This window comes from Microbacterium sp. LKL04 (genome assembly GCF_900102005.1).
GTDB lineage: Bacteria > Actinomycetota > Actinomycetes > Actinomycetales > Microbacteriaceae > Microbacterium.
The window spans coordinates 874,873-887,410 of record NZ_LT627736.1 but is presented as its reverse complement, the minus strand read 5'-3'; the positions used below and the strand labels follow the sequence as shown (position 1 = coordinate 887,410).

The window sequence follows — 12,538 nt, the reverse complement described above, 5'->3', positions numbered from 1 at the left end:
GTCAGGCGACGGTCAGGTCCACCTGGATCTCGCCGGCGAGCTCTTCCAACGCGTGGGTCACGGTGGCGGCATCCGCTCCGACCGGCAACCGGAAGGCGACGGTCGCCTCGAAAAGCGTCCCTCCGGCCATGGGAGCGTCGAGCGTGCGGCTACGGAAGGTGTCGATGCTGAGTGCGTGGTCCGCGATGGCCGCGGTGACGTCGCGGACGATCCCGGGCCTGTCGTTGCCGAGGACGGTCACCTCGAGCGAGCGCTCGGCCGCCTCCGGGGCGACCGCGGCGCGTCCGCCGTGGACGCTGACCCGCAGCATCCCGTCGAGCCCTTCGAGGGCGGAGACGAGGTCGGCCTGGCGGTCGTCGTCGATCGTGACGAGCACGATGCCGGCGAACGCGCCGGCGAGCTCGGCGAGCTCACTGCGTTCCCAGTTGCCGCCGACGGTGGACACCTGCTCGGCGAGGGCGTTGACGAGTCCGGGACGGTCGTCGCCGACCACAGTGAGCACGAGGTGGGCCATGGCCGGATCCTATCTCCCCGGCTGCACGAGCGCAGGGCCGTGCGTGCGACGACGGTCGGCGCGTAGCGTGCCCGGCATGAAGGCACTCCAATACACACGAATCGGTTCCCACCCTGAAGTCGTCGAGATCGAGAAGCCCTCTCCCGGACCCGGACAGGTCCTGCTGAAGGTCACCGCCGCGGGAGTGTGCCACTCCGACGAATTCGTCATGAGCCTGAGCGAGGAGGAGTACACCGCCGCCGGGTACCCACTCCCGCTCACCCTCGGGCACGAGGGCGCCGGCATCGTCGAGGCACTCGGCGACGGCGTCGAGCACCTCCAGGTCGGCGACGCGGTCGCGGTCTACGGGCCGTGGGGATGCGGTCGGTGCCGCAACTGCGCGGAAGGCAAGGAGAACTACTGCACGAACGCGCAGGCCGAGGGGATCATGCCTCCGGGCCTCGGCGCTCCCGGCTCGATGGCGGAGTACATGATCGTCGACAGCGCACGGCACCTCGTACCGCTCGGTGACCTCGATCCTGAGCAGAACGTGTCGTTGACGGATGCCGGTCTGACGCCGTATCACGCGATCAAGACCTCTCTGCCGAAGCTCGGCGCAGGGACGACGGCGGTCGTCATCGGGACCGGCGGGCTGGGTCACGTCGCGATCCAGATCCTCCGGGCGGTGTCGGCGGCGACGGTCATCGCGCTCGACGTCACCGATGAGAAGCTCGCGTTGGCGCGTGAGGTCGGCGCCCACCACACCGTCATCAGCGATGAGAACGCCGTCGATCGGATCCGTGAACTCACGGGCGGCCTGGGAGCGAACGCCGTGTTCGACTTCGTCGGCGCCGAGCCGACGATCGCGACCGCCGTCGGGTCGGCCGCGCTCGATGCGGATGTCACGATCGTCGGCATCGGTGGTGGCACGGCTCACGTCGGCTTCGGGTCGATCGCTTACGACGCGGCTCTTCGCATCCCCTACTGGGGCTCACGCAGCGAACTGGTCGAGGTTCTCGACCTCGCGCGCTCCGGTCAGGTCGGGGTCGAGATCCAGCGGTACTCCCTCGACGACGGCCCGAAGGCCTACGAGGCACTCGCTGCCGGGACGGTCCGCGGCCGCGCGGTCATCGTCCCCTGAGGCGACCCGGGGTCGCGATCATCCCTCCGACGTCTCGGTGACGACCGGCGCGAGGATGATGATCGCGGCCCCGACGAGGGCGATCGCCGATCCGACGTAGTCCCACACGGTCGGCCGGAACCCGTCGACGACGATCCCCCAGGCGAGCGATCCGGCGATGAAGACGCCTCCGTAGGCGGCGAGGACCCGACCGAAGTTCGCGTCGGGCTGGAACGCCGCGACGAAGCCGTACGCACCGAGAGCGACGATCCCCAGCAGTGCGAACCACCACCCGCGGTCCTCCCGCACGGCCTGCCAGATCAGCCAGGCGCCGCCGATCTCGGCGAGGGCGGCGACGATGAAGAGGGTGACGATCCGCGCGGTGGTCATGTCGTCAGTCTGGCAGCGACCGATGACGCGGATATGACACGGCGGACCCGGCACGGGAACGCGTGTGCCGGGTGAGACAATGGCGGAGGAGACCGCAGCTCCACCCTCTCTGTACGCCTAGACCTGGGTCGGTTCCATGGGACTCCTCTCTTACAACGCCACGACGCGATTCGACATCGACGACCGGACGCTCGTCCACCTCGAGGCGGTCATCTACGCCAAGCTCCGCCGGGGTGAGTCGTTCCTGTTCACCTGGTCGCGCGCGGCAGGCGAAGGCACCGGACGCACGACCGTTTGGATGAGCCGCGCGGCGCGCCTGGCGTTCCGACGCCGCCACGACACGCGCATCGCCCTCAACCACGAGTGGATCGCGCGGCTGATGACGGCGGCGAACTCCCCCGCCGGCCTGCACGAGCTTCCGGAGTCCGAGAGCGCCGACGCCGTCGGCTGAGCTCTCCGCATGGGCAACAAAAAACCCCCGGGGAACCGGGGGTTTGTCTGTGCGCGATACTGGGATCGAACCAGTGACCTCTTCCGTGTCAGGGAAGCGCGCTACCGCTGCGCCAATCGCGCCTGTGAAGGCTGTTGAGTTGTGAGTGGAGGTGGCGACGGGATTCGAACCCGTGTGGACGGCTTTGCAGGCCGCTGCCTAGCCACTCGGCCACGCCACCGTGTGTGGTTTGACCCACGTGACGCGATCTCCCCGGAGGAAGATCCCCACACTCGAGCGGATGACGAGATTCGAACTCGCGACCCTCACCTTGGCAAGGTGATGCGCTACCACTGCGCTACATCCGCATTTCGTTCCGGATCTCTCCGGCACTCGTTAAACATTAGACGATTCCTGCGCCAGTGCAAAACCGGCGCCGCCCCGCGCGTGTCTCACCGTCGCGGGCCGTGCCGGTTCGGTCGGGGCCGCCGGATCCGGTATGCTCGGTCATCGGCCCGAGTGTCATTCGGGCGATTGGCGCAGTTGGTAGCGCGCTTCCTTCACACGGAAGAGGTCGTCGGTTCGAGTCCGGCATCGCCCACCGAGAAGCCCCCGAGAATTCGGGGGCTTTCGTCGTTCTCCGGCGTCACGCAGACCAACGGTACCGAGTCCTCAGTGCAGCTGCGACGCGGTCGAAACGTGCGCGGTCGAGCGCTGCTCCCTCGCGGCGCATCGCGGTCCGAGGGACGCTGTAGAGGTGACCGAGGTCAACCCACGACGGGCGACCTGCGGCATCCCACTCCCCTGTACCGAGAGCGAGGTGCTCCCCGTCGCGGTCGTGCGGTTTGCTCGTGAGTCGCACCGCGTAAAGCCGGTCCTGACCGTGGAGCCCGATGACGAGGACCGGCCGGTCCTTGCCGCGGCCGTCGGCCTCGTCGAACGGGACCCAGGTCCAGACGATCTCACCCGCATCGGGATCGCCGTCGGGCTCGGGTCGATAGCTGATGCGGAGATCTCGGATGTCGGCGGGCATCACCCTCACGGTCCCGGCCGCCGGGGCCGCGCCGCGCGACGGCCGGAACAGACGGACGAGGGCTGAGATCAGGCGCGATGTCACGCCGTCACCCTAACCCTCGTCCGCGGATACCGTCAGTTGTTGAGGATCACGTCCGCTTCGGCGAAGAACTCGTCGACGGCGGCATCCACCGTCTTCGTTCCGAGTCCGAGTTCCTTACCCAGGTCCCAGAACTTCTGCTCCAGCGAGCCGTAGCCGACGACCGCGGGCGGCGGCGCGTCGCCGATGCGGTCCGACACCGACTCGATGTAGTCCGCGACCTGCTGATCGGGGCCTTCGAGCTTCGTGCCCTCCAGCTTGCTGCTGGATGCCGGGAACCCGAGCGTCGTGCCGAAGATCTCTCCCGCCTCGGGGCTGTTCACGACGTAGTCGAGGAAGATCGCAGCGGCCTCAGGGTGCTTCGTGCGCGAGGAGATCGCCACCTGCAGACCGCCCTGGCGGTAGAGGTCCTTCGCACCGGCATCCGTCGTCGGCGGAGCCACGATTCCAATCGACGATGCTCCGGAGTCGGCCAGGTAGCCGCCGAGGAAGTTGCTCCAGCTCATCTCGCTCAGCGTCCGGGTCGAGCCGAAGCCCGAGATCGGGCTGATCTCCTCGAGCTGCTGCTGCGGGATCGTGATGCCGTCGCGCAGCGTCGCGCCAGATTCCCAGAAGTCCGCCAACTCGTCCTTCGTGAACCCGAGCTCGCCCTCCTCCGTGTAGAGCGCCTTGCCGGCGGCGCGCAATTGCAGCTCGAGCACCTGGATGCGCTGCGTGTAGTCGGTGCCGCCGAACGGATCCCCGCCCGTCTTGTCGGTGACCTCGGCGAGCCAGTCGTTGAACTCGTCGAACGACGAGCCCGCCGCGGGCAGCTCGAGACCGTGCTCCTTCAACAGGTCTTCGTTGACGAAGTTCGCCCAGAGGCTGTACCCCGTCGGCAGGGAGTACTGCGTGCCGTCCAGACGCCCGGTGCCGAGCAGGCTGTCGTCGAACGTCGTGAAATCGATCTGATCGGCCACCTCATCCAAGTCGAGGATCGCGCCACTCTCGCCGTACTGGCGCAGGTAGCTGTCGGAGAACTGGAAGACGTCGGGCAGACTGCCGCTCGCCGCCTCGACCTGCCGCTGCTCCCAATAGCTCGGGAAGTCCGTGAAGGTCGTCTTGATGGTGATGTTCGGGTGCTCTTCGTTGAAGGCCTCGATGAGCGTCGCGTAGCGAGCGGCGCGGTCGTCGTTTCCCCACCACGCGAAATCGAGGGACACCTTCTCGTCGGGGTCGAACGAGCCGCCCGAATCGGAGGCGGCGGGACTGCAACCGACCAGCGAGACAGCGAAGACGGCTGCGGCCGCCCAAGCGGCGGTCGTACGGATGCGGGACATCGTCGTCCTTTCTCGTCCAGCACTGGACGAAGTGAGAGGGGAAAGCGCTTCCCGCTCAACGTAGGGCAGCAGGCCGGGGCTGCACAAGCACGACGTGGAACGTGTCATAGACGACAACGGAGGGCGCCGCGGGTACTCCCGCGACGCCCTCCGTGTGAGGTGACGGATCAGGCCTTGGCGTCCTCCAGCACGTAGCCGGCCTCGCCGTGCACGACCGTGTCGATACCGGCGATCTCGTCTTCGTTCTTCACGCGGAATCCGATCGTCTTCTCGATCGCGAAGCCGATGACGAAGGCGACCACGAAGGAGTAGCCCAGCACCGCGAAGGCTGCGATCGCCTGGACGATGAGCTGCGATGCGTCGCCCCCCATGAACAGGCCGGTGTCGCGGGCGAAGAAGCCGAGGTAGAGCGTTCCGATGAGGCCACCGACGAGGTGGATGCCGACCACGTCGAGCGAGTCGTCGAAGCCGAGCTTGTACTTCAGCTCGATGGCCAGGGCGCAGACGGCACCGGCGATGAGGCCGAGGACGATCGCCCAGACCGGGTCGAGCGAGCCGCACGCCGGGGTGATCGCGACGAGACCGGCGACGGCACCGGAGGCCGCGCCGACGGATGTCGGCTTGCCGTCCTTGATCTTCTCGACCAGGAGCCAGGCGAGCAGAGCGGCGGCGGGAGCGGCGATCGTGTTGACGAAGGCGAGCGCCGCGGTGTTGTCGGCAGCCAGCTCCGAGCCGGCGTTGAAGCCGAACCAGCCGAACCACAGGAGGCCTGCGCCGAGGAGGACGAACGGCGGGTTGTGCGGGACGTGGACGCCCTTCTGGAAGCCGACGCGCTTGCCGAGGACGAGTGCCAGGGCGAGAGCGGCCGCACCGGCGTTGATGTGGACAGCCGTGCCGCCGGCGAAGTCGATGGCGCCGACGCCGAACACGTCCTGCAGGCCGTGGGTGATCCAGCCGCCGTACTCGAACGAGCCGTCGTCCGCGAGACCGAAGTTGAAGACCCAGCTCGCGACGGGGAAGTAGACGACCGTCGCCCAGACGCCCGCGAAGATCATCCACGCACCGAACTTGGCACGGTCGGCGATGGCGCCGGAGACGAGAGCGACGGTGATGATCGCGAAGGTGGCCTGGAAGGCGACGAAGGCCAGCGGCGGGTACGTGGCACCCTCTGCGGGCTCGAGGACGCTCGTCAGGCCGACCGCAGCCCCGTCGATCGACCACGGCCCCAGAGTGCCGCTGCTGCCCGGGAAGGCGATGGCGTAGCCGTAGAGCACCCAGAGCACCCCGATGAGGCCGAGTGCGCCGAAGGACATCATCATCATGCTGATGACGCTCTTCGCCTTGACGAGACCGCCGTAGAAGAACGCGAGACCTGGGGTCATCAGCAGGACTAGTGCGGCCGCGATGAGTATGAATGCGGTGTTGCCTTGATCCATCTCGAAGGGAACCTCTCTGCAGGGACGCAGGTGTAGCGTCGGGTGCCCCCAGTGTCGAGGTCCGTGGTTTCGCCCGACGGCGCACGGGTGTTTCGCGCTGGTTACGAGGGTGCCGAGAAGGTAAACATCAGGTTTCCCGTGCCTCCGAGAAACGCCTGATGCCGCTTACGAGTGGGTGAGAGCGACCAGGCGCGAGACGGCGCGCAGGTACTTCTTGCGGTATCCGCCGGCGAGCATGTCCTCGCGGAACACCGAATCCAGGGAGACGCCGGTGGCCCGGATCGGGATCTGCGCGTCGTACGCGCGGTCGACGAAGGCCACGAACCGCAACGCGGCCGCCTGGTCGTCGAACCCGATGACGTCCCGCAGTCCGATCGTCCCGACGCCCTCGATAAGGCGGATGTAGCGGGACGGGTGAACCGAGGCGAGGTGGCGGATGAACCCGGCGAAGTCGTCATCGGAGACGAGAGTGGATGCCGCGGCATCCCTCATCGCGCTCTCATAGGCGGTGTCGTCCAGAACCACCGCGTGCCCGTCGACGGCCCGCTGGCGGTAGTCGGTGCCGTCGATCCGGATCGTCTGGAAGTGCTCGGACATCGCCTGGATCTCGCGCAGGAAGTCCTGGGCGGCGAAACGCCCTTCGCCGAGGGCGTTCGGCGGTGTGTTCGACGTCGCGGCGAGCTTCGTGCCGGTGGGCACCAGCTCGGCGATCAGCCGGGTCATCACCATCGTGTCGCCCGGATCGTCGAGCTCGAACTCGTCGATGCAGAGGAGGTCGGCGCCGCGGAACAGCTCCACCGTCTTCTGATAGCCCAGCGCGCCGACCAAAGCCGTGTACTCGATGAACGAGCCGAAGTACTTCCGGCGGGCGGGCATCGCGTGATAGATCGCCGCGAGGAGGTGGGTCTTGCCGACGCCGAAGCCGCCGTCGAGGTAGACGCCCGGCTTCATCGGAGCCTCGCGCTTGGCGCGCCGGAAGAAGCCACCGCGCGCCGCAGCGGCGGTACGGCCCGAGCTGAAGGTCTCGAGCAGGTCCTTCGCCTCCTGCTGCGAGGGGTACGCGTCGTCCGCCCGATAGGTGGCGAAGGTCGCCTCGTCGAACTGCGGCGGGGGAACGAGTGCGGCGACCATCTCGGCTCCGCTCACCTTCGGATCGCGTTCGCTCAGATGAGTGGTTCCGGAGGAGGTCACAGGCACCCGTCAAGCCTAGCCGCCGCGCCGGCGACCCTCGCCGCGAGACCGGCCGTGGGAGGATGGCGGCGTGTGGCTGACAGAGGTGCTTCCGACCGCGGGTGAGCGAGTGGATGCCGCGAGCCCGGAGGGTCGTCGCTGGATCGCCGACCGCTACGCGCCGCCCCGGGAGGACTGGGTGCGGCTCAACATGATTACCTCCTTGACCGGATCAGCCGTCGGTCCGGACGGGACGAGCAACACCCTCACCAACCGCGCCGACCGGGCGATCCTCGGCGTGATCCGCGCGAGCGCCGACGCCATCATCGTCGGTGCGCAGACCGTTCGCGCCGAGGGCTACCTCCTCCCCCGACGGTCCCGGCTGGCCATCATCACCGGCTCCGGCGATCTCGCGGGCCACCGGCTCGACCCGGATCCCGACGGACCGGACGATCAGGTTCTCTTCGTGATGCCCGAGGGAGCCGACGCACCGCCGGTCCAGCGCGGGATCACCGTCGTGCACGTGCCCACGCACGGCGGACGGATGCCTGCCACCGGCATCCTCTCGGCGCTCACCGAACGCGGCCTGCGTCACATCGTCTGCGAGGGCGGCCCGATGCTGGCGGCGCAGTTCGCCGCCGACGACCTCATCGACGAGTACTGCGTGACGGCTGCACCGCACCTCGTGCCCACGGCGGGGCCGTTCCTGCCGCTGCGTCGCCCCATCGACACGTCACCGGCGGGAGTCCTCATCGACGACGACGGGTTCAGCTATCTGAGGCTCCGGCGCCGCTGAGGCCCTGTGCGGTCAGCCAATCGCGGACGCGAGACGTCCAGCGCTCTTCGTCGTAGTTCCAGAGCTTCGTGTGGCGCGCTTCCTCGAACTCCTCGAGGTCGATGAGGTCCGGCCGGAGATCGCGCAGTGCGCGTGACGCGCCGACGGGGACGAAGTCATCCGCGTCGCTGTGGAGGATGAGGGTGGGCGCGACGAGTTCATCGGCCCGCCTGAGCAGGTCGAGACGGTCCCAGGGGATCGGGTCCGCCGCGCCCGTCAAGGGCGACGCCCACCGCTGCGCCAGCGCGTCGAGGGCCGCCCGGGCGAGCGGGTTCGGGATGCCCATGAGTCCGGCGTGATGGGTGAGCACCTGTCGCCAGTCGACGACCGGCGAGTCGAGGACGAGTCCCACGATGAGATCCCGGTGCGCCGAGTTCACGGCGAGCTGCAGGGCGATCGCCCCGCCCATCGACCAGCCGACGAGTATGATGCGCCGCGCGCCGGAGCGACGCGCGTGACCGATCGCTCGGTCGACGTCGCGCCATTCGGTCGCCCCGAGGGCCGACGCCCCTCCCCTGCTGCGCGGGGCGTCACCGTCGTTCCGGTACGACGCGAGCATCGACGCGATACCCGCCCCGTGGAAGGCCGGGACGCCGCGGAGAGTCTCGGAACGCGTGGTGCCGCGTCCGTGGATGTGGATCGCCCAGATGTCCGTGGGCGCATCGGCGGGGAAGACCCAGGCCGGGCACGAGCCGAGCGCCGTCGAGACCGAGACGTTCTCGAACGGCAGATGCAGCTCTCCGGGCTCGGAGAAGTACCACCCGCTGAAGGCGGCGGCCGAGGTCAGCCGGTCGGCCTCATCGATCTGCGTCAGGAGCTTGCGTGTGACGGACTCCGCCCGGGTCGTCAAGACCGTCCCGAGCTTCACGTAGGACTGCGTCCCCGTGGTGAACAGCCCGTACCGTCCCGGCAGGACGGTGTCAGCCGAACGCGACAGGGTGATGGTCTGCGCGGCGGTGTCGACGTCCAGGATGGTGGTGTCGGGCGCCCGTCCGGCGGGGGCCACGACGCGGCGCGCGACACGCCCGGCGAGAAGGGCGAGCAATCCCGTGGCACTGATGAACGCCGTGGCCAGTGCGACGACGGTGCTTCGGACCGCGACGACGGTTCCCGGCCGGGCGTCGTCGGGAACGGCGCGCCTGGAAGCCTTCATGGTGCCCTCACTCTAGTCTGTCGCCGTGACCGAACCCCCGTCCGGGCCGCCGGAATTCCTCGCCGTCGGCGACGCGCTGCGCGGCCTGCATTTCCGCGACGACTTCGTGGTGCGCGAGATCGCCGCACCCTCGTCGCTTGCGCCGGACGCCATCGCGTTCGCCGGAGACGTCCGTCCGGAGGACGACGGCGAATCGATGTACGGCACGGGACGCATCGTGATCCTCCACGATGCGGCCGAACCGGATGCCTGGGGCGGCCCCTGGCGGATCGTCTGCTTCGCGCAGGCGCCGCTCGAACCCGAGATCGGCACCGATCCCCTGCTGGCCGACGTAGCCTGGTCATGGCTGGTCGACGCCCTCGCCGCACGTGGAGCAACGTTCCATGCGGCATCCGGCACAGCGACCAAGACCCTCTCGAAGGGTTTCGGGACGCTGGCCGCGGAGGGCGATGGTGCGCAGATCGAGCTCCGCGCATCATGGTCCCCCGAGGGAGACCTCACCAGTCATATGGATGCCTGGGGTGAGTTGGTCTGCATGCTGGCAGGTCTTCCCCCGGGCTCGGAGAACATCGCCGTGTTCGGCGGGCAGCGGAGTACACGTGGCTGAATACGAGGTCATCGCCGATCAGGAAGCGGCGGCGGCCGCAGCGTCGCGCCTGGCGTCCGGACACGGTCCGGTCGCGGTCGATGTGGAGCGGGCATCCGGATTCCGGTACTCGCAGCGCGCCTATCTCATCCAGGTCTATCGCCGCGGGAGCGAGGTCTTCCTCTTCGATCCGCCCGCGATCGGCGACATGTCTGCCCTGCAGGCGGCGATCGGCGACGAGGAATGGGTCCTCCACGCCGCGAGCCAGGATCTGCCTTCTCTTCGTGAAGCCGGGCTCGAGCCGCCTCGCATCTTCGACACCGAACTCGCCGCCCGCCTGCTCGGGCATGAGCGGGTCGGCCTCGGTGCGGTCGTGGAGCAGACCCTGGGGATCACCCTCGCCAAGGCGCACTCCGCTGCGGACTGGTCTACTCGGCCTCTGCCGCAGGGATGGTTGGAGTACGCGGCTCTCGACGTGCTGCACCTCATCGACGTCCGCGATGCCCTCGCCGCAGAGCTCGACGAGCAGGGCAAGACCGCTTTCGCCGAGGAGGAGTTCGAGGCCGTGCGCACGCGCGCACCGAAGCCTGCACGCGAGGAGCCGTGGCGTCGCCTCAGCGGACTGCACACGGTACGCGGTCGCCGCGCTCTGGCCGTTGCCCGCGCCCTCTGGACTGCCCGCGAGGAGTACGCCCGCGAGGAGGACGTCTCCCCGGGTCGCCTCGTACCCGACCGCTCCCTCGTCGCCGCCGTCATCGCCGATCCGGCGTCGAAGCAGGATCTCGCGCGGGTCAAGGACTTCACCGGTCGCGCGAGCCGCAGCCAGCTCGACCGCTGGTGGTCGGCGATCGAGACCGGGCGCGCCGACCCCGTCCTCCCGCCCGAGCGCGGTCCTGGCGATGGGATGCCGCCGCCGCGCGCCTGGGCGGACCGCAACCCCGCCGCGGACGCGCGACTGAAGACCGCCAAGCCTCTCGTCGACGCGCGTGCAGAAGAGCTGCACATGCCGACCGAGAACCTGCTGACGCCTGATCTGCTTCGTCGCGTCGCGTGGAATCCCCCCACCGAGATCACGGCGGAATCGGTCGGTCGGGCCCTGATCGACCTCGGTGCACGGGCATGGCAGATTGAACAGACTGCACAGGTGATCGCCGCGGCTTTTGTCGATTCCGTGCAGAGCCCCGACGCGGTGTCCGAGACCGCTTCGTAGGTTCGAACCAACCGATTTTCGCGGCTTCGCGGCCTCTCTAGGCTGGGTGGGAACCCAATCTTTGGAGGCAGTGTGGCCGAGCTTTCGGACGTCTATTTCGTCGACGGAATGCGCACCCCGTTCGGGCGTGCCGGCGAAAAGGGCATGTATTGGAACACTCGGGCCGACGACCTCGCCGTCAAGGCGACGATCGGTCTGATGGAGCGGAACCCGGGCGTCCCGGCTGAGCGCGTCGACGACGTCGCGATCGCCGCGACGAGCCAAACCGGGGAGCAAGGACTCACCCTCGGTCGATCGGTCGCGATCCTCGCCGGCCTCCCGCAGACGGTCCCCGGCTTCGCGATCGACCGCATGTGTGCAGGCGCCATGACGAGCGTCACGACGATGGCCGCATCGATCGGCGTCGGAATGTACGACGTCGCCCTCGCCGGCGGTGTCGAACACATGGGGCACTATCCGATCGGCGGCAACGCCGACCCGAACCCCCGATTCGTCGCGGAGAAGATGGTCGACCCCGGTGCCCTCAACATGGGCGTGACCGCAGAGCGCATCTTCGACCGGTACCCGCAGCTGACCAAGGAACGCTCGGACCGCTTCGGCATGCTCAGCCAGCACAAGGCGCAGGCCGCCTACGAGGCCGGGAAGTTCCAGCCCGATCTCGTGTCCATCGCGGTGAAGGATGCCGCCGGGGCCTGGGGCCTGGCGACCGAGGACGAGGGACGCCGTCCGCAGACGACGATGGCCGACCTCGCCGCGCTGAAAACCCCGTTCCGCCCGCACGGACGCGTCACGGCGGGCACGTCCTCGCCGCTCACGGACGGCGCCACGATGTCGCTCCTCGCCGGCGGCGGTGCGGTGAAGGAACTGGGCCTCGCTCCCAAAATGCGGCTCGTCTCCTTCGCGTTCGCGGGTGTCCAGCCCGAGATCATGGGCATCGGCCCCATCCCGTCGACCGAGAAGGCTCTCAAGAAGGCCGGCCTGACGATCGATGACATCGGCCTTTTCGAATTGAACGAGGCGTTCGCCGTGCAGGTCATCTCGCTCCTCGACCACTTCGGCATCGCCGACGACGACCCGCGCGTCAACCCCTGGGGCGGCGCGATCGCGCTCGGACACCCGCTCGCGGCATCCGGCGTCCGTCTCATGATCCAGCTGGCAGCCCACTTCGCCGAGCGCCCCGACGTCCGCTACGGCGTCACCGCCATGTGCGTCGGCCTTGGTCAGGGCGGCTCGGTCATCTGGGAGAACCCGCACTACAACGGCAAGAAGAAGAAGTGAGGCA

General features: G+C 68.6%; 13 protein-coding genes and 4 tRNA genes. 7 read left to right on the top strand and 10 right to left on the bottom strand.

Annotated features, from left to right (window positions below):
• Nucleotide 1: 1 nt before the first annotated feature.
• Nucleotides 2–514 (bottom strand): glycine cleavage system protein R, encoded by a 513-nt coding sequence (locus BLP38_RS04390; protein WP_091353451.1) that lies wholly within the window; start codon nt 512–514, stop codon nt 2–4.
• 76 nt (nt 515–590) lie between these two features.
• On the opposite strand from BLP38_RS04390, the gene BLP38_RS04385 reads away from it, so the two are divergent.
• A complete protein-coding gene (locus BLP38_RS04385) occupies nt 591–1,634 on the top strand; it encodes an NAD(P)-dependent alcohol dehydrogenase (RefSeq protein ID WP_091353449.1) in 1,044 nt (347 codons plus the stop codon).
• An 18-nt stretch (nt 1,635–1,652) separates the two neighbouring features.
• Here BLP38_RS04385 and BLP38_RS04380 read toward each other — a convergent pair whose 3' ends face one another.
• Nucleotides 1,653–2,003, bottom strand: coding sequence for a YnfA family protein (locus BLP38_RS04380; RefSeq protein WP_091353446.1), 351 nt, complete (start codon nt 2,001–2,003; stop codon nt 1,653–1,655).
• Nucleotides 2,004–2,139: 136 nt separating this feature from the next.
• Between BLP38_RS04380 and BLP38_RS04375 the strand changes: the two genes are divergently transcribed.
• Entirely contained in the window at nt 2,140–2,454 is a 315-nt protein-coding gene (locus tag BLP38_RS04375) for a DUF7882 family protein (protein WP_091353444.1), read from the top strand.
• A gap of 50 nt (nt 2,455–2,504) precedes the next feature.
• On the opposite strand, the gene BLP38_RS04370 is transcribed toward BLP38_RS04375, so the two are convergent.
• The 3 genes from BLP38_RS04370 to BLP38_RS04360 form a co-directional block, all read right to left on the bottom strand.
• Nucleotides 2,505–2,576, bottom strand: a tRNA-Val gene (locus BLP38_RS04370).
• Nucleotides 2,577–2,600: 24 nt separating this feature from the next.
• Nucleotides 2,601–2,674: transfer RNA gene (locus tag BLP38_RS04365), tRNA-Cys, on the bottom strand.
• A gap of 55 nt (nt 2,675–2,729) precedes the next feature.
• Nucleotides 2,730–2,801: transfer RNA gene (locus BLP38_RS04360), tRNA-Gly, on the bottom strand.
• Between the two features lie 160 nt (nt 2,802–2,961).
• On the opposite strand from BLP38_RS04360, the gene BLP38_RS04355 reads away from it, so the two are divergent.
• A tRNA-Val gene (locus tag BLP38_RS04355) sits at nt 2,962–3,034 on the top strand.
• Between the two features lie 45 nt (nt 3,035–3,079).
• Here BLP38_RS04355 and BLP38_RS04350 read toward each other — a convergent pair.
• The 4 genes from BLP38_RS04350 to zapE form a co-directional block, all read right to left on the bottom strand.
• Nucleotides 3,080–3,550, bottom strand: a complete 471-nt coding sequence (locus tag BLP38_RS04350) for a type II toxin-antitoxin system PemK/MazF family toxin (RefSeq protein WP_091353440.1) — start codon at nt 3,548–3,550, stop codon at nt 3,080–3,082.
• A 32-nt stretch (nt 3,551–3,582) separates the two neighbouring features.
• The gene (locus BLP38_RS04345) at nt 3,583–4,866 is read right to left on the bottom strand and encodes an ABC transporter substrate-binding protein (protein WP_091353437.1); all 1,284 of its coding nucleotides are present in this window, start codon (nt 4,864–4,866) and stop codon (nt 3,583–3,585) included.
• A gap of 167 nt (nt 4,867–5,033) precedes the next feature.
• Entirely contained in the window at nt 5,034–6,302 is a 1,269-nt protein-coding gene (locus tag BLP38_RS04340) for an ammonium transporter (protein ID WP_091353433.1), read from the bottom strand.
• A 165-nt stretch (nt 6,303–6,467) separates the two neighbouring features.
• Nucleotides 6,468–7,499 carry a cell division protein ZapE gene (gene zapE / locus BLP38_RS04335; RefSeq protein ID WP_091353430.1) on the bottom strand — a complete coding sequence of 344 codons (1,032 nt, stop codon included), beginning with the start codon at nt 7,497–7,499 and terminating at the stop codon, nt 6,468–6,470.
• Between the two features lie 64 nt (nt 7,500–7,563).
• Between zapE and BLP38_RS04330 the strand changes: the two genes are divergently transcribed.
• Nucleotides 7,564–8,268, top strand: coding sequence for a dihydrofolate reductase family protein (locus BLP38_RS04330; RefSeq protein WP_231916564.1), 705 nt, complete (start codon nt 7,564–7,566; stop codon nt 8,266–8,268).
• Here the strand turns inward: BLP38_RS04330 and BLP38_RS04325 are convergent.
• Nucleotides 8,240–9,460, bottom strand: coding sequence for an alpha/beta hydrolase family protein (locus BLP38_RS04325; protein ID WP_091353426.1), 1,221 nt, complete (start codon nt 9,458–9,460; stop codon nt 8,240–8,242). The genes BLP38_RS04330 and BLP38_RS04325 overlap by 29 nt on opposite strands.
• 25 nt (nt 9,461–9,485) lie before the next feature.
• Between BLP38_RS04325 and BLP38_RS04320 the strand changes: the two genes are divergently transcribed.
• From BLP38_RS04320 to BLP38_RS04310, 3 genes are all read left to right on the top strand, one after another.
• Entirely contained in the window at nt 9,486–10,067 is a 582-nt protein-coding gene (locus BLP38_RS04320) for a DUF3000 domain-containing protein (protein ID WP_091353423.1), read from the top strand.
• Nucleotides 10,060–11,256 (top strand): ribonuclease D, encoded by a 1,197-nt coding sequence (locus tag BLP38_RS04315; protein ID WP_091353420.1) that lies wholly within the window; start codon nt 10,060–10,062, stop codon nt 11,254–11,256. The genes BLP38_RS04320 and BLP38_RS04315 overlap by 8 nt, the downstream gene beginning before the upstream one ends.
• 72 nt (nt 11,257–11,328) lie before the next feature.
• Nucleotides 11,329–12,534, top strand: coding sequence for a thiolase family protein (locus BLP38_RS04310; RefSeq protein ID WP_091353416.1), 1,206 nt, complete (start codon nt 11,329–11,331; stop codon nt 12,532–12,534).
• The last annotated feature ends 4 nt before the right edge of the window (nt 12,535–12,538 follow it).